Below are 20,940 nucleotides of genomic sequence, written 5' to 3' on the forward strand. Positions count from 1 at the left end.
GAGGGCCTCGGGTGGCCGATTCACAGCGGATTCCCAGGAAAACTGGCGGCATTCGGGGAGATCAAGAGGGTTTGAGTCATCTTGGGGAAGCCTCGGCGGGTTGTTCCGACGTCCCTCCGACGGGCTACCCGGGCTGCGAACGACGCCTTGACGCGAGCCGCGGGGGCATCACGGCACCGCGCAGCCCCCTCCTCTGCGCGGTGCCGCCCGCGCAGCTTTGCTCACGCGAATTACCTTGGTCCGAACTTACGTGAGTCGATGTGTGGATACAGGACCTCTGCGGTAACGATGTGAAAACTGTGCACGGACGGAAAGTGAACGCGGAGCCCAAATATTCGCATATGCGTCAACCGAAAGTTGTATGGGCGAATTAACCCGATGACACCTGCGCTGTCCTGACATGCCGCGCCCCGATCCCGCGTCCTCCCCCAGCACAGGGTGGACGTTCGCGGGCTCGAACGACCGTTCCCGGCCATTCTTCGGCACCTGGCATTGCAAGGCGGGTGGATCAGGCCCGGCGCTCCGGCTTGCGGACGTCGAAGAGGTGCCTGGTGCTGTGCGCCACGAACGGCCCTTCCTCCTCGATCCGCCGGTGCAGGGAACGGAGCCGGGACTCGTGCCCCTCGACCGTGAATCCGGGGACCATCCAGACGACCTTCCGCAGGAAGTGCACGACGGCGGCGATGTCGTGGAACTCCATCCGCAGCCGTTCGGCCCGCAGATCCACGACGTCGAGCCCGGCCGCCTCCGCCTCGGCACGCTCCCGGTCGGGGTGCCGTCCGCCGCGCACCGCCGCCGGCCGAGGCCCGAGGAAGTACTCCACCAGCTCGAAGACGCTCGCGGGGCCGACGTGCTGGGCGAAGTAGGTGCCGCCGGGGCGCAGCACACGCGCGATCTCCGGCCAGTGGGCCCGCACCGGATGGCGGCTGAGCACCAGGTCGAAGGTCTCGTCGGCGAACGGCAGCGGGGCGTCCTCCGGCGAGGCGACGACCACGACACCGCGCGCCCCGAGCAGCGCGCCGGCCTTGCCGACGTTCGGCGGCCAGCCCTCGGTGGCCGCGAGCAGACGGGGCCGGGAAGCGGGAGCGCCCGGCCAGGAGGCGTTCTCCGCGGCCGTGTCGAGGGCGAAGTCGAGGACCTCGCCGCCGCCGGTCTGGATGTCCAGGGCCGCGGCGGCACGGGCCAGCCGCTCGCCGGCCGCCCGGGCATAGCCCCAGGAGGGACGCTCCTCGGTGGCCCGGCCCTCGAACCAGGAGAAGTCCCAGCCCTCGGTGGGCACGGCGGCGCCCTCGGCCACGAGGTCCTCGAAAGTGTGGTGCGTCTGATCGGGCATGGTCCGCATGGTCTCAGCCGGCTGTCGGTGCCCGCTGCTAATTTCGCCCACCATGACGACGACCGAGAACACGTACACCGCCGGTGAGAAGGACATCCTGCACGCGAGCCTGGACCGGCACCGGGACGTGGTGCTGTGGAAACTGGAGGGCCTCGACGACGAACAGCTGCGCCGCCCGATGACTCCGTCCGGGACGAACCTGCTGGGCCTGGTCAAGCATCTGGCGTCGGTGGAGTACGGCTGGTTCGTGGCGAGCTTCGGCGAAGAGGTGGAGCCGCTCTGGTTCGACCCGTACACGGACGACGACCTGTCGGTCGGCCCCGGCGAGACGACCCGGCAGATCCTCGACTTCTACGGCCGTGCGCGCGCGGCGGCCGACGCGGTGATCACCGGCCGCCCCCTGGACACGCTGGGCCGGCCGGACTGGCGGGACCACCCGGTCTCCCTGCGCTGGGTACTGGTCCACATGATCGAGGAGACCGCCCGGCACGCCGGGCACGTCGACATCCTGCGGGAACTGGTCGACGGGGCGACGGGCGACCACCCCCGGCCCACACCGCCCACGAACACCGACTGAGCGGGCCGGCGGGTGTATTGCGGGAGGGGGCTGCCGGCCCCCGGGGCTGGAGGCGTCTGGGGGCGTAGGCCTGGAGGGGGCTGCCGGCTCATGGCAGGAGGGGCCGGACCTCCTCGGCGGTGAACCGTACGAAGGCCTCGGGATCCGGGTCGTCCCCGGTCGGCTGGAGGATCACGGTGTCCGCGCCCGCCTCGGTGAGCCGCCGCACCGCTTCGGCGACGGCGCCCGCGTCCCCGGCCACGCCGAGGCCGGGGACGGACTCCAAGCCCTCCGCGGTGAGTTCGGCGCGGAGCCGGGCGGCCGCGTCGGGCCCGGTGGCCGTGAGGAGGTAGACCACGATCTCGTGCGGCTCGTCCGCGCCGCGCCCGGCGGCCGCCCGGCCCTCCTCCACGAGCCGCCGGGCCCGGCGGACGCCGTCGGGTGGGGTCGCGGCGGTGAGGATCGTCCCGTCGGCGGCCTCGCCGGTGAGGCGGAGCGTGCGGGGGCCCTCGGCTCCGGCGAGGACCGGGACGGGGCGGCGGCCGGGGCCGGGGGCGGTGGGCGGCCAGTCGAGCGCGACGTCGTCGAGCCGGACGTAGCGCCCCTCCACGGTGAGCCGCTCACCGCGCAACAGTGCGCGCAGGGCGTCGAGATGCTCGCGGAGCAGGGTGAGCGGGGACTCGGCGCGGGCGCCGACCTGGCCCATCCAGTCCTGCACGCCGTGGCCGACGCCGAGGATCGCGCGCCCGGGGAACATCCGGTGCAGCGCGGCGGCCTCCATCGCGGTGACGGCGACGTTGCGCAACGGCACCGGCAACAGCCCGACGCCGATCCGCACCCGCTCCGACCAGGCGAGGGCAGCGGCGGCGGTGGAGATCCCGCCCTCCCGGAAACAGTCCTCCCAGAGCCACAGCTCCTCCACCCCGACCTGATCCGCGAGCCGAACCACGTCACGAAGCCGCTCGGGGGGCAACTGGGGGCGGAATACGGCGCCTAGTGTGGTCATGGGATCTTCCTAACCGGAGTGCAGGGCCTGCCACAACCGCCTGGGCCGAAGTCACCGCTCACGGCATCGCGGACTGTGGCTCCGGCAGACGAACCCCCGCGCGACGGGCGCGTTCGAGGGCGGCGGGACTTGCCTCGCCGGGATCGGCGAATCCGCGCTTGTCCTTCGGGCACTGATGAAGCACATACAGGCGACGAGGTCCGGGGGCTGCGATCACCGCGGCGAATCGGGGGTCCCCGGCGAACCACACCTTCTCGGCCTGTGCGGTCTTCGCGGTCGAGTAGCTACGCCCGAGACGGCGCCTCCACCACATCGACCGGGTGTGCACCTTGAGGATCAACGCCAGTATTTCACCGGGTCGCTCGGGGTTGGGAAGTCTCAACCAGACGTCCCCGGCAGTGGCTCCGGGAATCCTCCCGATGCCGCTCTCCGGCTTTTCGAACTCCTGCCACGGGTAGGCGCGAAGCAGCCGTCGCGTGTGGAAGGCCCACGAGATGTAGGCCGGTTGGAGGAACGCCCGGTAGAACGAATAGAGAAGGGGGACGAAGAAGAGCCACAAGGTCCAGGTGATCGACATGGTCACGTACCAGAGCAGCAATCCCAGCCAAACGGCCGGCCACAAGATCTGCCCCAAGAACGCGCAGGTGATCAGCTTCGCCCAGGCACGACGGGTCTCGGGGTCGTCCCAGGCCGTGGGGAGGTGCGTGGGGGGCATCTCATTCCTTGCCGAATACGTCATCGGGTACATCAGGAAGCGGATTTTCGAAACTGACCGTACCGGCGATGTCCCTGAGCAGGGCCCGATAGTGGATCGCCCTCTCCACGTGTGTCGTTGCCAGTGACAGGATTGCGATCCGTCGGCCGTCCGGGCATGGAACGTAAGCTGTGATCTGCAGTAGTTGGCGCCCGACGGTCAGCCCCAGCTCAGGTGGCGCGGCAATACGCGTCTGGGCGAGTGAAGCGGGACCGCTGGGCAGTTCCAGAGTCTCGATGTGGTCCGCGTTCTCCAGTCCGCAGACGGCACGGGCCGCGAGGACGCTGCGTGGGCTCCACTCGGTGTCGCGCCAGGCCAGCGTGAAGAGGGACAGCAGCGGTCCGCCGCCGTCCTCGTCGTCGCCGTGCAGACCGAGGCTGACGTGCACCGCTCCGGCCGCGAGAAGCAGATGTGCCAGTCGGAGAGCCGGGTCGGAAACCGTCGATGAATCTGTCTCTTGCGCCGGATGGCCACCGTCAGCCGTCAGCCCCTCGACGGGAAGCGCGACAAATCCGGGAGGCAGCGCGAACCAGACATCGGCGTCCTTGCTCCGGGTGGAAGCGTCGATCACGTAGGCGACACCGCTCATGTCGCCTCACCCGCACCGCGCAGCAGGAAGTGGAGAGCGCCCATGGTCGCGGGAGCATCCACGCCGAGTGTTCTGGGTCCGTCGAGAAGGCTCGTGACGGTCTTGGCCGCATCGTTGTCCAGAGTGTCGACGAAGCTGCTGGTCACACCGTAGACAGCTGTGCCGGCTCCCAGAATCGTCGCCGGCCTGTCGATCTTCTCGACAACGGGTGCCAGCCGTCCGCCGAACACCCGCGGATGAGAGAGCACGTTCACGGCGCCCTCGGCCGCGGCGGCCTCGGTTCTGATCGAAGCGCCCACCGTCCTGATCGAGGTCCCCGCCCTGACACCGGCTCTGGCGATCTTCTGCCCGAGAGTCAGGGCCTCGTCTGCCTCACCGGCCACCGAGGCCGTCGCCGACAGCAGTTCAGGAGCCTTCATGGCTCCCTTGGCCACCGCCCCGAGTCCCGGCAGTATGCCGAGAAAGTCGCCGGCGGTCCCGAGCAGGTCTGCCCAGAAGTCGACGTCCAGTTCGCCCTTGGAGAAGCCGTCCTTCAAGGACGCCAGGAGTTCGGGGTCGCCGACGCGCAGGCCGAAGGCCGTTCCGCTGAGGAGTCCGGCCGCCAGGAACAGCATCCACGGGGCGACGGCCGTCAGGCCCAGCAGGGCGATCACGCCCAGCACGGCCGCGCAGGCGCTGAGAATGTCCGGGAGGTTGTCGCCCAGCCAGTCCGTGAACCTGTCCCAGGCGTCCGGTTCGTGCGGCGCCAGCCGGTGCGCGGCGTCGCCGATGCGCCGTGCCCGCCTGCGGGCGGTGTCCTCGTGTTCGGCCGCGAGGCAGCGGGCCCGTTTCAGTACGTCGTCCAGGTCGTCCCGCGCCGCCGTGACCCTGCCGTTCGCCGCGTCCAGGGCCGGGTCGGTGTCACCCCGCTTCCGGTCCGAGGCCTTCTTCACCCGGTCCACGTGGCCCTGGGCGCACCGCAGTGCCGCGTGCGCGTCCCCGGCCTCCGCGTCCAGCTTCCTGGCCCGCCGCTGGAACTCGCCGAGTTCCCCGGCCCACAGGCCCAGCTGCCTCGCGGCCTCGTGGACGGAGTGGGCGCCGTTCTCGAGGTTGAGCGGCAGCGGGCCGTTCTTCAACTGCTCGCGGAACGCGACCGCCGCGTCGCCCTCCCAGTAGCTGCCGTTCATCAGACCGGTGACCTTGGAGTGTGCCTTCTCCATCTCCTTCGCGCAGTTGGACAGTCTGCGGTGGAGGTCGAGCACCAGGTCCGTACTGCCGGGAGCGGGGTCGAACCCGAGGTGTGCGTAGGGATTCGTGCCCGTCACGTCTTCCCGTTCTTCCGCCGCGCCTTCTCCAACGCCTTCGCCAGGGCCACGTCCACCTCGTGGAAGTCGTCCTTGGCCTTCTTCGTGATGTCCGTGAGCTCCCCGATCTGCTCGGCGATCTCCTTGGCCCCGTAGTGCCAGTCCTCCTGGAACCGGTCGCAGGCCTCGTCGAGGCCGTCCGTGCCGAGACCGTTGACGCCCGGGTCGTGCAGAACCCTCTGAAGGGCCGTGAACGACTCCTGCGCTCTCCTCAGGTCCTTGAAGAACCGGTCGAGTTCCGTACCGTCGACCTTCAACCGCTCAGCCATGGGAACGCCTCTCCTGGTCCTCGCCAACGTATCCGTGGAACAGGAGCGGAACCGGGCGGCCGCCCGCCGGACCGGCGGCGGCAGAACGGCCGGCAGGCCCGTTCCGGGGCTGGATACCGCGCCCTGGCGGGCACCTGTCCGCCGCCGCGGGCATCACCCGTCCGTGTTGCGGCTACGGTCGCTCCGGTGGACCCCTGCGAGACACGGAAGAGGCGGACGATGAGGCGCTGGCGGGACGGGCGAGGAAAGCTGGTCATCCACGGCGGCGGGGAACCGGTCGTCGTCCCGCTGGAGATCGCCACGTCCTACCGTGCCCGTACCAGGGGCCTGTTGGGGCGGGAGGCGCTCGACGGGGCGATCCTGCTCTCCCCCGCCAACGGCATCCACACCTTCCGGATGCGGATGCCGATCGACGTCGCCTACCTGGACCGCCGCCTGACCGTCATCGCCGTCCGCACCATGCGCCCGGGGCTGCTGGGCCTGCCCCGGCTCCGTTCCCGGCACGTGCTGGAGGCCGAGGCGGGGGCCATGGCGGGATGGGGTGTCGAGGTGGGGGCGCGGGTGGCCGTCGAAGTGGGGTGACCCGGGGTGCAGCTCACCCGTCGTCAGCTTCCCGTCCTCGGGAACGTCACCTCCACGCGGCGGTTCTTCTTGCGGCCCTCCTCCGTGGAGTTGTCGGAGATCGGGTACTGCTCGCCGTAGCCGCGGACGTCGAAGGTGATGTTCGGGTCGTTGAGGTCCTGGTCGAGGACGCTCTGTACGGCGTTGGCGCGCTGCCGGGAGAGAACGTCTCCGTGGGCCGAGGAGCCCAGGTTGTCCGTGAAGCCGAAGACGCGCACCTGGGTGGCGTTCTGCTTCCTGATCTCCTCCGCGATCGTGTCGATCCGTGCCTTCGCCGCCGCGCTCAGCTTGGAGCTGTCCTTGCCGAACAGCACCTCGGCCTGGAGGGCGAACGTCACGTCGGCGTTGGTGTCCTCGCGGCGCTCGTCACCGCTCTGGTCCTCCACGACCGACTTGATGTCCAGGACCTTGGGATCGGCGAGGGTGGCACCCTCGGGGAGCTTCAGGTCGGGGTCCGTCGGGTCGATCTTCACGGGCGCGTCGGCGGAGGGCTCGGTGCCCGGGGGGACGTTCGGGTCACCGCCGTCGGCGCGGGCGGCCGTCGCGCCGCAGAGATTCGCGACCAGGAGGAGCGTGGCGGCGCCCAGGGCCAGCGGAAGACGTGGTGTGGTCACGGCCGCCTCACCCGGAGATCTGGATCGTGCCGCTGGAGAAGGTCGGAAGCTGGAGGGTGACCTCGGTGGTGTCGGCGGGTGGGGCGGGGAACTGCATGAAGACCGCGAGTGTCTGTCCAGCCTTGAGTGTCGAGAAGCCGGTTGTCGTCAGGGGGCGGCCGTCTGTGTCGCGCAGCACGTAGTACCGCTTCTTCCCTTTGGAATCGACGAGCGTGGCGCCGCCGAGTGAGCGGCCGTTTCGGATGATCTCCGTCTCGTTACCGCTGAGGCCCGAGGGAATGACGACCGTCTGGGCACCGTCGTTCTTGAGGATGCCGTTCACCGTGACGAATCCACCGGAGTCGCGTTGCGCGGAGCTGACCTGGAGAAGGAGACCGTTCGAACCCTGCAACTCCGCGATGGGAGTGGACGACTGACCCTCCTGGGTGCTTGGGGCGGGCCGGCCGCTCCTGGACGCCGAAGCCTGCGGCGCCTTCGCGTCGCCGCCTCCCCCGCCTCCGCCCCCGCAGGCGGCCGCGCCCAGGGCCAGGCCGGCCGCGGCGATCAGAGCAACCGTCCCCCTACGGGCCTTCGTGGTGAACCGAACGCTCATCGCTCCGCTTCCTTCTTCACTCGTCGATTCGCTTGTCATTCGGCCAGATGGACATCGAAGAGGTCTTCGGGTTTGGGGAGGTCCGTGAGGTGGTTCGGATCCAGGTCCCAGACTCCACGGCCCCGGCAGGTGAGTTCGGGCAGCTGCGGGTCGTCACCCGGGGACGGGCTTACGGTGGGGTCCGGGGAAGGGGCTGGAGAAGGGTCCGGGGCGGGGAACGTGCAGAGCGATTCGATCACGGCGGTGGCTTGCGCCCGCGACTTGACGTTCTCCGTGCCTGGTACGACTGAGTCGCCCACCGACTTGTTGGTCTTGGCTACGATCTCGTAGCGCAGCGGACCATCCGGGTGGCACTGCAGACGGGTGGCGTTGTTCTGTGCCAGGAGTTGGTCGGCGCGCCAGCACGGGTCGTTGACCGGGGCATTGCCCTGGAAGACGTCCTGCCACTTGGCCGGTTCGAGTACGTCCAGCAGCCACTGGTCCGCCAGTTGCTTACGGGTGTCGAGGGCTGCCGCGAGAGCCGCCGAGTCGGCCGCCGTCTGGGCGCCGTTGCGGTTCACCGCGGCCTGCCCGACCGCAAAGTAGGCGAGCGCGAGGAAGAGCAGACCCGCCACCACCGTGATGTAGACGGGGAAGGCCTGCCCTGAGTCTCGAGAACCGCGTGCGACCGTCAGCCGGTGACCTCGGCGATCTTCGAAGTGATCGCGTCGTAGATCGTCTGGCCGATGCTCGTGCCCGTGATCGCCAGCACGATCGCCACCACCACCGCGATGATCCCCAGGTACTCGACCGCGGTCTGCCCCCGGTCGTCGGCGCGGCGCTGCAGCGCGACAAGCATCCTCAGCATCCGGTCGCTCATGGTGCTCCCCTCCGGGTTCGGTTCCGATCCTCGCACCGTACGGCGGAACATACTCGTCCGCCGAGGGTCCCAGGACCCAAATCCGGACCCAGTTCACCCTGTTCATCCTCATGCCACCCCCAGCCACTTGGCCGTCGCCCGCGCGCGGGTGGTGGTGTGGAGCTTGGCGAAGATGCGGTTGATGTGGTTCTTCACCGTCTTCTCGCTGATGAAACAGACGGCGGCGATCTGCCGGTTGTCCATGCCGGACGCGATGAGGTCCATGATCTCCGCCTCTCTGTCGCTCAGTTGAAACCGGGACTTCGACGACTGTCCCACAGTGGATTGCAGTTGCGAAAGGCCTTTGGATGGAAAATGTGTTGGGAGGGTGGGAGTTTCGGACTTTGCGTGTGCAGTTGCAGGCCCTCTGATGTGAGCCAGCAACGCGTTCGTGGCCGTGGGCGTGAAGTGCGGCCGGCCGGCGGCCACGTCCCGTACCGCCTGCGTCAGCTGTGCTGTCGTGAACTCGCCGTGGACCAGGTAGCCGCCCGCGCCCAGCCGTACCGCCTCCTGCACGATCGCCGTCTCGTCGCTGTACGTCAGCATCATGACGGGGGCCTGCCGTACCAGGTGCGGCAGCGCGGACATGCCGTCGACCCCGGGCATGCGGACGTCCAGGAGGATGACGTCGGGGCGGACCCGCAGAGCCGCCTCGTAGGCCGCGCGGCCGTCGTCGGCCTCCGCCACCACCGTGAGGTCGTCCGGCGCGGACAGCACCGCCGTCAGGCCCGCGCGGATCACCGGGTTGTCGTCGGCCACCAGGACGCGCAGGGGCGGGGGCGGTGGGGGTTCTTCGGGTTCCGTGAAGGGGTGGTGGGGCATCCGGGGACCTCCTCTCGTCTCCGTCGTACGTGCCTTCCGCGTCACGTCAGCGGCACCTCCACACGGACCTCGGTGCCCTCGTCGGAGGTCAGCAGCAGCCGCGCGCCCATCGACGCGGCGCGTTCCGTCATGCCGAGCAGTCCGAAGTGGCCGTCGCGGCTCAGGTCTTCCAGGGTCGTGCCCCTCGGCAGGCCCCGGCCGTCGTCCCGGATGGTCACCACCAGATGGGTGGGCGTGGCCTCGGCCCGTACGTCGACCCGCGTCGCCCGTGCGTGGCGGTACGCGTTCTCCAGTGCCTCCGCCGTGATGCTCAGCAGCGGACGGCTCACGGCGGACGTCAGCGGGAAACGGGTGGCCGGACCGTCGTAGGTCGCCGGAAGGGACGTACGGGTGGTGAAGTCCGTGGCCAGCGACTCCAGTTCGGCGCCGACGTCCGTCGCCCCCGAGTCCTGTTCGGCCCGCAGGTCCGTCAGCAGCCCCCGGGACTCCTCCACCGCCCTGCGGGCCGCGGTCGCCACCAGTTCCGCCTGCCGTCTGATCAGGGCCGGATCGAGGCGGTCCGGGGACGCGGCCGTCGAGTCCGCGAGGCCGTCGGCGATCAGCGCCACACCGTGCAGGGTCTTGGTCACCGAATCGTGCATCTCGCGGGCCAGCCGGGCGCGTTCGGCGCTCACCGCCTCCGCCGCCGCGAGGCGGGTGCGGGCTTCGGTGAGGGCCTCGCCGGCGGCGCCGAAGCGGAGCATCAGGGTGCGCAGGGCCGAGCCCATGGCGCCGGTGATCACGCACAGGCCGGGCAGGAGGAGGGAGTCCGCCACCGCGGTGTGGTGCTTCAGCGTCTCCGACACGGCCAGCAGGATCAGCGCCTGGAGGGAGGCGAAGACCGCGGCCCCGCGCCAGCTGTAGAGGAGGCCGGCCAGGAGCGGGGTGCAGACGCTGACGTACGCCAGGGTCGTGTCGGGGCCCGCCGAGACCAGGAGGAGGAAGCCGAAGAGGGTGTCGACGGCGAGCAGCGAGGGGTGGCGCAGCAGGAGCGGGCCGAAGCGCTGCCAGTCGCGGAAGAGGACGTACGAGGTCATGAAGGTGACGACCACCGCCGAGCCGACCAGGCGGGTGCCCAGGCCTGGCGTGGCGTTGAGGAGGGCCGCGGGCGACGCCACGGCGATCATCGCCAGGCGGAATCCGAAGACCTGGCGGCCCATCGCCTGCAGGGCTCGGATCTCGACCTTCCCGTCGCCCCTGTCTCCGTCACCCTTGTTCCCGTACCTCTCGTTCTTCTCGTTCTTCTCGTTCTTCTCGCTCTTCTCGTTCTTCTCGTTCTTCTCGTCGTCCTTCCGTGCCGTCATCGGCTTCACCCCCTCCCTCGGCGACGTCCCTCTCGGCTATTTCCCCGTGACCGATCCGAAGTCGACCCCGGAGCCCAGCAGCAGGCCGGCGGCCAGCAGGAGCATCGTGGCCGGGACCATGAACGTGGTGATCATCAGCGTGGCCCTCGGCACCGCGCGGGCCGCCTTGCGGCGGGCGTTCTGGGCGTCCGTGCGGCGCATGTCCTTGGCCAGGGCGACCAGGGTGTCGACGATCGGCGCGCCCAGCTCCTCGCCCTGCTGGAGCGCCGTGACGAACATCGCCACCTGTTCGGAGTCGTTGCGGCGGCGGAGTTCCGCGAACGCCTGGCGGCGGCTCATGCCCAGGTCCAGCTGGCGCAGGGTGATGCGCAGTTCGTCCGCCCAGGGGCCCTCGTAGTGGGAGGCGACCCGGTCCAGGGCCTGGCGGAAGCCGAGGCCGGCGCTGACCACCACCGCGAGGACGTCCAGGAAGTCGGGCAGGGTGCGTTCGATGACGTCCTTGCGGATGCGCATCGCCGACCAGATGCCGACCTCCGTCCAGAACGCGCCGAAGAGGAGGAGCAGGAGGGCCACCAGCCACTGGCCGCGGAGCAGGAAGACCAGGAAGCCGACGGTGCCCAGGGCGCCGTAGACCGCGCGGCGGGCCGCGTACCGGTCGATCGTCAGGCCGCCGGGGTTGCCCGCCAGGTCGATCTTGCGGCGGTACCTGGCCACCATGCGCGGGCCCATCAGGCGCAGTACGGCGGGGGCGTAGCGCATGCCCATGCGGTCGATGAGGGAGTTGGCGGCGCCGGTGCGGGTCGCGCCGACCTCCAGGGCGACCGCCAGGTCGGCGGGGAGTTTCGCGTCCGCGCGGTACATCCGGACGCCCGCGAAGACGCCCCAGACGCCGAGTGTCATCAAGAGGGCCAGAAGCAGTGGCATGGTCATGGCCCCTATACGTCGATACGGCTGAGGCGGCGGATGAGGACGAAGCCGACGACGTAGAGGCCGAACGCGACGAGGACGGCGGCCTGCCCGAGGGCGGTGCCCGTCATGCGGTCCAGCGTGCCGTCCTTGACCCCGTTCATCAGGAACAGGGCGCCGACGCCGAGCGCCGGGACGGCGTACGAGGTCATCGTCACCTGGGAGAGCTGGGTGCGGATCTCGCGCCGGGTCTCCTTGCGTTCCTCCAGGGTCTCGGTCAGGTTGCGCAGGGCGGAGACGACCTGGCCGCCGGCCCGGTTGGAGAGGACGAGCGTGGTGACCAGGACGACCAGTTCGCGGGACGGGAGCCGTTCGGCCAGTTCACCGAGCGCGTCCTCCATGGTGTGGCCGATCGCCAGCTGGTCGGCCACCTTGCCGAGTTCCTCACCGGCCGGGGCCTCCAGCTCCTCCGCCGCCATGCCGATGGCGGTGCGCAGGGCGAGGCCCGCGTGGGTGGCGTTGGCCAGGATGCGGGCCAGTTCGGGGAGTTGGCCGATGAACCGCTCGATGCGCTTCTGGCGCTGCCAGTTGAGGAACTGGACCGCGGCGAGGACCCCGAGGAGGCCGGCGATCGGCCCGAAGAAGGGGGCGAGGGTGGCCTGGCCGATCAGCCAGAGGGCCACCACCGCGGCGATCATGTAGACGAAGAACTCGCCCGGGGTCACGTCCAGGCCCGTCGCCGCGAGCCGGAGTTCCAGCCGCCTGCCGACGCCCGTGCCGCGCAGCCGCCGGTCGAGGTTGCGGAAGCGGCGCCTGCGGCCGGTGAGCGGAGCCTCGCCGGTGTAGGAGAGCCGGTCCACCAGGGCGGCGCGCTGGGCCCGGCCGGAGGCGTAGGTGTGCAGGCCCACCACGGCCAGGAGGCAGGTCAGCAGGGTGACGCCGGTGGTGAGGGTGACGAGGTCGTGGAGGGGCATGGCCTACCTCGCTTCTCGGGTGGTGAGCTGGTCGAAGTGCTGGGCCACGCCGAAGGCCTGGGGGATCGGCTGGCTCGCCATGTAGAGGCGGTCGGCGGTGCGGCGCGGGAGCGGGAAGTACCGGAAGGTGCCGTGGACGTGGCCGTCGTGGGTCATGGGCAGGGCGTCGAAGCGGGCCACCGTCACCAGCCGGTAGGGCTCGCTGCCGTGGCTGTCCAGCACGGCGATCTCGGTGATCCGGCGGACGCCGTCCGCGAACCGCGTCAGCTGGACGAGGATCTCGACCGCGCTGTTGATCTGGTCGTGCAGCGCGGCGAAGGGGACTTCGACGTCCGACATGGAGGCGAGGGTCTGGAGCCGGGTCAGGGCGTCCTCGGCACTGTTGGCGTGCACGGTGGCGAGCGAGCCGTCGTGACCGGTGGACATGGCCTGGAGCATGTCCAGGGACTCGCCGCCGCGGACCTCGCCGACCACGATCCGGTCGGGTCGCATCCGCAGCGAGTTGCGGACCAGGTCGCGGATGGTGATCTGGCCCTTGCCCTCGACGTTCGCCGGGCGGGACTCCAGCCGGACCACGTGCGACTGCTGGAGCTGGAGTTCGGCGGAGTCCTCGATGGTGATGATGCGTTCGTGTGCCGGGATCAGCCCGGACAGGGCGTTGAGCAGGGTGGTCTTGCCGGTGCCGGTGGCCCCCGAGACGATGACGTTGAACTTCGCCTGCACCAGCGCGGCCAGCAGGTAGACCATCGGCTCGTCGAGCGAGCCGAAGCCGATCAGCTCCTGGAGGGTGAAGGAGCGCGGGAAGCGGCGGATGGTGAGGATCGGGCCGGTCAGGGAGAGCGGCGGGATGATCACGTTGACGCGTTCGCCGGAGGGCAGGCGGGCGTCCACCATCGGATTGGACTCGTCCACGCGGCGGTTGACGGTGGAGACGATCCGCTCGATGGTCTGCATCAGCTGGTCCGCGGAGGCGAACCGCAGCGGCAGCTGCTCCACCCGGCCGCCGCGCTCGACGAAGATCGCGTCGGCGCCGTTGACCATGATCTCGGTGATCGACGCGTCCTCGAGGAGGGGCTCCAGGATGCCGAGACCGAGGGCCTCGTCGACGACCCGGCGGATCAGCTGGGAGCGTTCGGCGGTCGACAGCACCGGGCCCTCGCGGCTGATGATGTGGCCGAGGACGCGTTCCAGGCGGGCCCGGCGCTCGGCGGCGGCCAGCGTGCTCATCTCCGCGAGGTCGATCTCCTCCAGGAGCTTGGCCCGGTAGGAGGAGACCAGATGGCCGTCCTCGCCCCGGCTGCCGTGCTCCTCGGGGGAGTTGATCCGTGCCCGCAGGCTCATGGTTGCCGTGCTCCTCGTTCAGTGGTCGACGGGCATCGTGGCGGACTTGGTGGCGTTGCCCAGCTCCCAGACGATCTTGGGGATGTGGACGGTGGCGGTGACGGTCACCGAGTCGCCGCCGTCGGCGGTCGCGCAGGTCACGGCGAGGCTGACCGCGGCCGCGCAGGCGGCGTCGGCGCTCTGCCGCAGCGAGGCGGCCCGGGCGCCCGCGCGGGCCGCCGTCCCGGCCTGTTCGGCGGCGTAGGCGACGGCGCCGAGCTGGATGCCGGCCAGCCCCACGATGAGCAGGACCGGGATGAACCCGAGGTACTCGACGGCCACCTGGCCGCGGTCGCGGTCGCGTCGTTCGCGGTGCGTCACCTCTTCACCTCCTCCACGGTGCCGGCGTGGCCGTGGACCGTGACGGGGAAGTCGATCGTGCCGGGGAAGAGGACCGGGACGCGCAGGTAGACGTCCGCGGTCACCATGCCGGTGCCGCCGCACTGTCTCACCTCGGCGCCCTGCTGCCAGGCGCCGGAGAGGTCCTCCAGCGCGGCACGCCGGCAAACGGCGAACCGGTCCCCCGGCGAGACCGCCGTACCCGCCCGTACGCCCTCGTCGGCGGCGTTCCCGGCGAGCGTGAAGGCGTAGCCGACGAGGACCGCCTGCCACATCAGCACGAGGGTGAGGATGATGACCGGGGTCATGCCGAGGAGTTCGATGGTGACCTGGCCGCGGTCGGGTGCGAGTGCGCGGGCGGCCGGCCGTCGTTCGGGTGCGGCGCCGCTGTGGCCGTTCGCGCAGTTCCCCGCGCCCCGTGGGCGCGTCCCAGGCGGGCGCCTCCTCGAAACGTGTCGCAGGGCAGCGCCCCGAAGGGGCGCGGGGAACTGCGCGACCAGCCCCCACCGGTCCGCACCCGACCCACGGCCGACCGCCCCCGGCCGCCCACGCCCCGCCCGCGGGATCCTCACGGCAGTTCCTTCCGTCGCCGGAAGCCGACCGCCGCCCGCTCCCCGCCCCGGGCCCGCGTCCCGGCCCGGCGTGGGGGCGGTGCCCCGTCACCCGTGCGGACCAGCCCCAGCTCGCCCGCGAGGGCCCACAGCGCCTGCTTCACCGTGCTCCGCGCGTCCAGTTCGTGCATCCGTCCCGCGTCCACCGCGCCCTGCAGTTCCTTGAAGTTGGCGGGGATCGGGGTCGTGGCCAGGGCGGTCCCGGTGATGCGGGCGATCAGGGCGGGCTGGATCTCCGTACCGCGCGTGTAGCGGTTGACGACCACCGTGGTCTCCTCCGCCTTGCGGATCTGCAGCCGGTCCCACATCCGCACCGTGCGCTTGGCGGCGCGTACCGCGACCACGTCGGGGGTGGTGACCAGGAGTGCCAGGTCGGCGGTCTCCACGGCCGCCGCGCCGGCCCCGCCGAGCTGGGCCCCGCAGTCGACGACCACGACCTCGTAGCGGGAGCGCAGGGCGCTGAGGATCTGGCGGGCGGCCCGGTCGGTGACCTCCTCGCCGCGTTCGCCCTCGGCGGGTGCGAGGAGCAGGGCGAGCCCGGAGTCGTGGCGGAAGACGGCCTCGGCCATGACCCGGGGGGAGATGTCGCCCACCGCGGCCAGGTCGGCGACCGAGCGGCGGAACTGGACGTCCAGGTAGGAGGCGACGTCCCCGGTCTGGAGGTCGAGGTCGACCAGTGCGGTGGGGTGGCCGGAGGCCTGCGCGGCGAGGGCGACCTGGATCGCCACCAGGGTCGCGCCCGTCCCTCCCTTGGCTCCGCTGACGGTGACGACGGTCCCGCCGACGCCGGCGAACGCGTCGGCGCCGTGGCCGAGGTGGCGCCGTACGCCCGTGGACCACTGGGCGACCGCCTGGACGCGGCCGGCCAGTTCCTCGTAGCTCATGGGGATCCCGACCAGGCCGCGGGCGCCGGAGTCCATCGCGGCGGCGAACAGGCCGGGGCTGGTGTCGGTGGTGACGAGGACGACGCCGACCGCCGGGAAACGCAGGGCGACCTCGCGGATCAGCTCCAGTGCGGGGACGGGGCCGATGCGTTCGTGGACGACCACGACCTCGGGGAGTTCGTCGACGGACTCCGAGGCGAACCGGGCCAGGGAGTCCACGAGTTGGGTGGAGTCGACGACGGGGGGCAGCGGTTCGCAGTCCGGGAGCTGGCTGAGCAGGGAGACCATGGAGCGGACGGCGTCCGCGTCACCGCCGGCGGGGAGGATCCTGATGGGCATGCGAGGCGCCTCTCACTTGTCCGTCGCGAGTTCGTAGGTGCGGTCCTTGTCCGGCACGGTGGTGGTCGTGCCGGGCGCGACCAGGGCGAGCCGGACCCGCTGGGCGAAGGACTCCGCGTAGGTGAGGCGCTGGGCGTCGAGCGTGGACAGCGCGAAGGTGATGGGGACGGCGTCGGTGGGCTGCTGGTTCCTGTCGTCCGGGTCGACGTAGCTGAGCTGCGCGCCGACGTCCAGGACCCGGGCGTTGGTGACGATGATCTTCGACTGGTCGGGGGCGCTCTGCTGTTTGCCCTCGAAGGTGGCGTAGACGTTGACCAGGGAGCCCGGGGTGATCTTGCCGGCCACTCCGGTGGCCGCGTCGATCATGATCGCGACCTCCTGTTCGCCGGCCTTCAGCGCGGGCTGGTCGACGATCATGTCGGTCTGGAGCAGGGAGCCCTTCTTCAGCGTGGTGACCGCGATCTTGCCCTGGATGGCACCGAGGCTGGTGACGGCGTTGGCGGACAGCCACCGCTCGGGCATCTCGACCTTCTCGAACTGGCCGGCGCTCAGCGTCGTGTACGGCTTGACGTCCGATCGGACCTTGTACGCGGTGACCTTGGGGCCGACCTCGGACTTCGCGTTGTCGACGACCGAGAGCACGCCGGCGAACGCGCCGAGCGCGCAGATCACCGACAGGATCAGGAGTATCACGCCGCGGCGCTGACGGGAGTTCATGGACCGTGCGACCTCATCGGGGAAGCGGGGAAGCGGGAAGGGTGGGGGAAGCGGGGAGCCGGGCGGCCGGCGGTGGTGCGGGTCAGGCGGGCGTCGTCCGTTGTTCCAGCGCGCGGTGGGCCGGCAGGTCGTACACGGGCGGGGTGGCGGAGCAGAAGACGCAGCGGTCGCCGATGACGTCGATGCCGCACCAGTGGCAGCTGGTCCGCCGCACCGAGGTGACGAGTTGGTAGAGGACCGACAGGTCGGCGAGGTAGCTGGTGAACTCGATCACCCGGCCGGTCCCCCACCAGAGGGCCGACTCGGCCGGCAGCGGGGTCTCGCGCAGTCCGTACGCGCCCCAGGAGTTGGCGAGGCCCCCGATCCACTCGGACTGCAGCTGTCCTTTGGCGACCAGCATCCAGGTGCTGAACTCGGGTCCGGCCAGGGTGGTGTCCGGGCCGACCCGGACCAGTTGCGGCTGGGGGTGCGCGACGACCGCGAACTGGGTGCCGGGCATCCAGGACTTGGCGTGCGCCCTGAGGGTGACCGGGATCCGGTCCAGCTTGGCGACCGAGCCGAGGACCGCGCCGGAGTGGATGTAGTGGGTGAGCAGCCGGCCCGCGGAGGCGAGGACGCCGGGGCTGAGGTCGCAGGAGGCCAGTTGCCGCAACTGCCGGGCCAGGACGGCGATGCCGAGGGGCGGCAGGTCCGGCCGGAACAGGGCGATGCGGTCGCTCTCCAGCAGGGCGCGCAGGGTGTGCAGGCGCCGGGTGACGGATTCGGGTACGGCCGCGGAGCAGACGACGATCACATGCCCGTGCTGCTCGATGAGCGCGACGAATTCGGCGAGGACGTGGTCGAGGGGCCGCTGGTCCAGATCCCGGAGCACGACCGCGGGCACGGTCCGCTCGTCCTGCACCGGCAGCGCCATGTCGGCGCTGGTCACGGCAATGGCAGTTGGCACGCGCAGCTCCCCGCTCTTCACACCCCGGCGGCCCACCGGTGTTACTCGAGTGAGCCGGGACGACTTCATTGCGTGACTACCTCAGCACTGTAACCACGCCTCTGTGACCGGAGAACAGCGTTTGTCCAGCTGTCTGGGATCCGTGACCATACAACTCGCGCCAAATCGGGACAGGTTGAGCATATGTCCGGGGCCTGATCCGGTCAGCGGCGCCCGGAAATCTGGTCTGGACCTATTGACACGTGAATTGGTCTGGACCACCTTGATTGTCATGCCCAGACTCATCCCCCGACTCGTGTCCCGGCATGCCGGGCAGCGAGCCATCCGCACCTGGTCTGCCGTGGCCGCGCTCGCCACGGCACTCGCCGTGGCGGGCCTGACCGCCGCCCCGGCCTCCGCCGCCGACGTCAACAACGTGAAGAACGCCGGCTTCGAGTCGGCACTCGCCAACTGGACCTGCTCGGCGGGCAGCGGTACGACCGTCTCCTCCCCCGTCCACTCCGGTGCCGCCGCCCTGAAGGCGACCCCGGCCGGGCAGGACTACGCCCAGTGCAGCCAGACGGTGGCGGTGAAGGCCAACTCGACCTACACGCTCAGCGCGTGGGTGCAGGGCTCCTACACCTACCTCGGCGTGACCGGCACCGGCACCACCGACGTGTCGACGTGGACCCCGAACACGTCCTGGACCCAGCTGTCGACGACCTTCACCACCGGCTCCTCGACCACCTCGGTGACGGTCTGGACGCACGGCTGGTACGGCCAGCCCGCCTACTACGCCGACGACGTCTCGGTCTTCGGCCCCGACGGCGGCGGCGGTTCCGACCCGAACCCGACCGTCCCCGCGACCCCGTCCGGCCTCGCGGTCTCCGGTACGACGTCGTCCTCCGTGTCCCTGGCCTGGAACGCGGTGTCGGGCGCGACCGGCTACAACGTGTACCGGGGCGGCACCAAGGTCGGCGCGGTCAGCGGCGCCTCGGCCACCGTCACCGGCCTCGCCGCCTCGACGTCGTACTCCTTCCAGGTCACCGCGACCAACTCGGCCGGTGAGTCGGCGAAGTCGACGGCGGTGACGGGGACGACCACCGCGACCGGCGGCAACGGCGGCGGCACGCTGCCCAAGCACGCGGTCACCGGCTACTGGCAGAACTTCAACAACGGCGCGACCGTCCAGAAGATCTCCGACGTGCCCTCCTCCTACGACATCATCGCCGTCGCCTTCGCGGACGCGACCGGCACACCGGGCGCGGTCGCCTTCAACCTCGACTCCGCCGGGCTCGGCGGCTACACGGTCGACCAGTTCAAGGCCGACATCAGGGCCAAGCAGGCGGCCGGCAAGAAGGTCATCGTCTCGATCGGCGGCCAGAACGGCACGATCTCGGTGAGCGACTCGTCGTCCGCGACGAACTTCGCCAACTCCGTCTACTCGCTGATGCAGACGTACGGCTTCGACGGCGTCGACATCGACCTGGAGAACGGCATCAACGCCACCTACATGAGCCAGGCGCTGCGCTCCCTGTCGTCGAAGGCGGGCTCCTCGCTGATCATCACCATGGCCCCGCAGACGATCGACATGCAGTCGACGTCCAACGGGTACTTCCAGACGGCCCTGAACATCAAGGACATCCTCACGGTCGTCAACATGCAGTACTACAACAGCGGTTCCATGCTGGGCTGCGACGGCAAGGTGTACAGCCAGGGCTCGGTGGACTTCCTCACCGCGCTGGCCTGCATCCAGCTCCAGGGCGGGCTGGCCCCGTCCCAGGTGGGCCTCGGTCTGCCGGCGTCGCCCAGCGCGGCGGGCGGCGGCCACGTCTCCCCGACGGTGGTCAACAACGCCCTGGACTGCCTGACCAAGGCGACCAACTGCGGTTCCTTCAAGCCGGCCACGACCTACCCCGGCCTGCGCGGCGCCATGACCTGGTCGACCAACTGGGACGCCTCGTCCGGCAACGCGTGGTCCAACTCGGTGGGCGCGCACGTGCACGGCCTGCCGTAACCCGAGGTCCGCGGGCGGTACCGGTCGCACCGGTGCCGCCCGCACACGGGCCGCGACGCCCCCCATCGCCGCGGCCCGACCCGGCGGCCCGACGTGGCGGTCCATTCCGGCGGTCCACTCCGGCGGTCCGGTCATCCGTACTGGACGCGGATCCTCGCACCGTCCCCGGCCGTGCCGTCCCGGACGTCGACGTACGCGCACACCTGCCGGGTGAACCACAGCCCGTGCCCGGGTTCCGGCTCCCCGCCCGGCGGCGGCACGAACCCGGCGAGCGGATCCGCCACCGCCCGGCACAGCCGCAGCTCGCAGACACAGGCGGGCGCCTCGCCCCAGGCGACGAAGTCGACGACCGGCCCGTGCGCGACGGCGGCCGCCGCCACCGCGTGCGTGAACAGCTCCGCCTCCCGGGCCGCCAGTCCCCGCCCGGCCGACCATGCGCGCACCGACTCCGCTCCCGGCAGCCGGGTGACCGTCCGGGGCGGCGGCGCCAGCGGTACCGCGTCCAGCTCGCGCACCAGCACCGACGGCTGTTCGTACACCCCGGTCCCCGGATGGGCGCGGCGGGCCGCGTCGACCACCGCCGGGCCCGCCGTCCGGATGTCGTACGCGCACAGGACCGTGGTGGCGGACGGCGCGAAGAGGAGGTTGGCGAGGGACTCGTACCGGATCCACTCGGCGCTCTCCCGCACCGAACGCCCGGCGCGGCCGGCCCAGTCGGGTTCCATCAGGAGGTGGACACGGCCGCCGGGTCCGGCGTTCGCGGCCAGGTAGCCGGCGCCCCGGGCCACGGCGTTGGCGGCCGTGCCCGTGTACCAGTCGGCGTGGTCGACGAACCCGATGTCCCGGGCGTCGGTGCCGAGCGCGTCGCGCAGGACGGCCAGCAGGGCGGGGGCGGCGATGGCGACGGGCGGCGGCTCGTCGCGGGCGGCGAGCCCCTCGGCGAGGAAGGGCAGGGCGGCGGCGACGAACCCCTCGTCCGAACCGAACGCGGCCATCCGGTGGTCGAAGCGGTCCGGCGCCGCGGCGGGGTGCGCGCTCGTGCTTCTGCTCATCGGCTCTCCTGTGGGTCAGCGCCGGACGATCACCCGGACGGAGCCGGTGAGCGGGA

24 protein-coding genes are annotated in these 20,940 nt (G+C 70.9%); 3 read left to right on the top strand and 21 right to left on the bottom strand.

Features of this window, described 5'->3' with window-relative positions; all coding sequences use genetic code 11:
- Window positions 1-508: 508 nt before the first annotated feature.
- Window positions 509-1,333: a methyltransferase domain-containing protein gene (locus ACFY3I_RS11540; RefSeq protein ID WP_390860393.1), complete on the bottom strand. Its 825-nt coding sequence runs from the start codon at window positions 1,331-1,333 to the stop codon at window positions 509-511.
- Between the two features lie 52 nt (window positions 1,334-1,385).
- On the opposite strand from ACFY3I_RS11540, the gene ACFY3I_RS11545 reads away from it, so the two are divergent.
- Window positions 1,386-1,910 (top strand): DinB family protein, encoded by a 525-nt coding sequence (locus tag ACFY3I_RS11545; protein WP_390860394.1) that lies wholly within the window; start codon window positions 1,386-1,388, stop codon window positions 1,908-1,910.
- An 88-nt stretch (window positions 1,911-1,998) separates the two neighbouring features.
- Here the strand turns inward: ACFY3I_RS11545 and ACFY3I_RS11550 are convergent, their stop codons facing one another.
- The 5 genes from ACFY3I_RS11550 to ACFY3I_RS11570 are packed head-to-tail and all read right to left on the bottom strand — an operon-like array spanning window position 1,999 to window position 5,850.
- Window positions 1,999-2,895 carry an LLM class flavin-dependent oxidoreductase gene (locus ACFY3I_RS11550; protein ID WP_390860395.1) on the bottom strand — a complete coding sequence of 299 codons (897 nt, stop codon included), beginning with the start codon at window positions 2,893-2,895 and terminating at the stop codon, window positions 1,999-2,001.
- A 58-nt stretch (window positions 2,896-2,953) separates the two neighbouring features.
- Window positions 2,954-3,610 (bottom strand): hypothetical protein, encoded by a 657-nt coding sequence (locus ACFY3I_RS11555; RefSeq protein ID WP_390860396.1) that lies wholly within the window; start codon window positions 3,608-3,610, stop codon window positions 2,954-2,956.
- A gap of 1 nt (window position 3,611) precedes the next feature.
- Window positions 3,612-4,238: a hypothetical protein gene (locus ACFY3I_RS11560; RefSeq protein ID WP_390860397.1), complete on the bottom strand. Its 627-nt coding sequence runs from the start codon at window positions 4,236-4,238 to the stop codon at window positions 3,612-3,614.
- On the bottom strand, window positions 4,235-5,542 hold the full coding sequence (locus ACFY3I_RS11565) for a hypothetical protein (protein ID WP_390860399.1): 1,308 nt from the start codon (window positions 5,540-5,542) through the stop codon (window positions 4,235-4,237). Before ACFY3I_RS11565 ends, ACFY3I_RS11560 begins: the two co-directional genes overlap by 4 nt.
- Window positions 5,539-5,850 (bottom strand): hypothetical protein, encoded by a 312-nt coding sequence (locus tag ACFY3I_RS11570; RefSeq protein ID WP_390860400.1) that lies wholly within the window; start codon window positions 5,848-5,850, stop codon window positions 5,539-5,541. Before ACFY3I_RS11570 ends, ACFY3I_RS11565 begins: the two co-directional genes overlap by 4 nt.
- 219 nt (window positions 5,851-6,069) lie before the next feature.
- Here ACFY3I_RS11570 and ACFY3I_RS11575 point away from each other — a divergent pair, with 219 nt between their 5' ends.
- A complete protein-coding gene (locus ACFY3I_RS11575; RefSeq protein WP_390860401.1) occupies window positions 6,070-6,432 on the top strand; it encodes a DUF192 domain-containing protein in 363 nt (120 codons plus the stop codon).
- 23 nt (window positions 6,433-6,455) lie between these two features.
- On the opposite strand, the gene ACFY3I_RS11580 is transcribed toward ACFY3I_RS11575, so the two are convergent.
- The 14 genes from ACFY3I_RS11580 to ACFY3I_RS11645 all read right to left on the bottom strand — a co-directional run bounded on the left by ACFY3I_RS11580 (window position 6,456) and on the right by ACFY3I_RS11645 (window position 17,905).
- Complete coding sequence (locus ACFY3I_RS11580; protein WP_390860402.1) at window positions 6,456-7,085, bottom strand: OmpA family protein; 630 nt, start codon at window positions 7,083-7,085, stop codon at window positions 6,456-6,458.
- 7 nt (window positions 7,086-7,092) lie between these two features.
- The gene (locus tag ACFY3I_RS11585) at window positions 7,093-7,677 is read right to left on the bottom strand and encodes a hypothetical protein (protein WP_390860403.1); all 585 of its coding nucleotides are present in this window, start codon (window positions 7,675-7,677) and stop codon (window positions 7,093-7,095) included.
- Between the two features lie 35 nt (window positions 7,678-7,712).
- Window positions 7,713-8,351: a pilus assembly protein TadG-related protein gene (locus ACFY3I_RS11590; protein WP_390860511.1), complete on the bottom strand. Its 639-nt coding sequence runs from the start codon at window positions 8,349-8,351 to the stop codon at window positions 7,713-7,715.
- Window positions 8,348-8,536, bottom strand: a complete 189-nt coding sequence (locus tag ACFY3I_RS11595) for a hypothetical protein (RefSeq protein WP_362172351.1) — start codon at window positions 8,534-8,536, stop codon at window positions 8,348-8,350. Before ACFY3I_RS11595 ends, ACFY3I_RS11590 begins: the two co-directional genes overlap by 4 nt.
- 108 nt (window positions 8,537-8,644) lie before the next feature.
- On the bottom strand, window positions 8,645-9,397 hold the full coding sequence (locus ACFY3I_RS11600; protein WP_390860404.1) for a response regulator: 753 nt from the start codon (window positions 9,395-9,397) through the stop codon (window positions 8,645-8,647).
- A 41-nt stretch (window positions 9,398-9,438) separates the two neighbouring features.
- A complete protein-coding gene (locus ACFY3I_RS11605; protein WP_390860512.1) occupies window positions 9,439-10,596 on the bottom strand; it encodes a sensor histidine kinase in 1,158 nt (385 codons plus the stop codon).
- Between the two features lie 180 nt (window positions 10,597-10,776).
- Window positions 10,777-11,664 (bottom strand): DUF5936 domain-containing protein, encoded by an 888-nt coding sequence (locus ACFY3I_RS11610; RefSeq protein WP_390860405.1) that lies wholly within the window; start codon window positions 11,662-11,664, stop codon window positions 10,777-10,779.
- An 11-nt stretch (window positions 11,665-11,675) separates the two neighbouring features.
- Window positions 11,676-12,620 (bottom strand): type II secretion system F family protein, encoded by a 945-nt coding sequence (locus tag ACFY3I_RS11615; RefSeq protein ID WP_365293910.1) that lies wholly within the window; start codon window positions 12,618-12,620, stop codon window positions 11,676-11,678.
- Window positions 12,621-12,623: 3 nt separating this feature from the next.
- Window positions 12,624-13,961, bottom strand: a complete 1,338-nt coding sequence (locus tag ACFY3I_RS11620; protein WP_390860406.1) for a CpaF family protein — start codon at window positions 13,959-13,961, stop codon at window positions 12,624-12,626.
- 18 nt (window positions 13,962-13,979) lie between these two features.
- Window positions 13,980-14,321, bottom strand: coding sequence for a TadE/TadG family type IV pilus assembly protein (locus ACFY3I_RS11625; protein WP_390860407.1), 342 nt, complete (start codon window positions 14,319-14,321; stop codon window positions 13,980-13,982).
- On the bottom strand, window positions 14,318-14,647 hold the full coding sequence (locus tag ACFY3I_RS11630; protein WP_390860408.1) for a pilus assembly protein: 330 nt from the start codon (window positions 14,645-14,647) through the stop codon (window positions 14,318-14,320). Before ACFY3I_RS11630 ends, ACFY3I_RS11625 begins: the two co-directional genes overlap by 4 nt.
- 260 nt (window positions 14,648-14,907) lie before the next feature.
- A complete protein-coding gene (locus tag ACFY3I_RS11635; RefSeq protein ID WP_365284302.1) occupies window positions 14,908-16,173 on the bottom strand; it encodes an AAA family ATPase in 1,266 nt (421 codons plus the stop codon).
- 12 nt (window positions 16,174-16,185) lie between these two features.
- The gene (gene cpaB, locus ACFY3I_RS11640) at window positions 16,186-16,890 is read right to left on the bottom strand and encodes a Flp pilus assembly protein CpaB (RefSeq protein ID WP_365284300.1); all 705 of its coding nucleotides are present in this window, start codon (window positions 16,888-16,890) and stop codon (window positions 16,186-16,188) included.
- A gap of 82 nt (window positions 16,891-16,972) precedes the next feature.
- Window positions 16,973-17,905 (bottom strand): hypothetical protein, encoded by a 933-nt coding sequence (locus ACFY3I_RS11645; protein ID WP_390860409.1) that lies wholly within the window; start codon window positions 17,903-17,905, stop codon window positions 16,973-16,975.
- Between the two features lie 202 nt (window positions 17,906-18,107).
- Here ACFY3I_RS11645 and ACFY3I_RS11650 point away from each other — a divergent pair, with 202 nt between their 5' ends.
- Window positions 18,108-19,832 (top strand): chitinase, encoded by a 1,725-nt coding sequence (locus tag ACFY3I_RS11650; RefSeq protein WP_390860411.1) that lies wholly within the window; start codon window positions 18,108-18,110, stop codon window positions 19,830-19,832.
- Between the two features lie 131 nt (window positions 19,833-19,963).
- On the opposite strand, the gene ACFY3I_RS11655 is transcribed toward ACFY3I_RS11650, so the two are convergent.
- Window positions 19,964-20,884, bottom strand: a complete 921-nt coding sequence (locus ACFY3I_RS11655; RefSeq protein WP_390860413.1) for an MEDS domain-containing protein — start codon at window positions 20,882-20,884, stop codon at window positions 19,964-19,966.
- Window positions 20,885-20,940 lie beyond the last annotated feature (56 nt).

This window comes from Streptomyces sp. NPDC001068 (assembly GCF_042897315.1).
GTDB lineage: Bacteria > Actinomycetota > Actinomycetes > Streptomycetales > Streptomycetaceae > Streptomyces.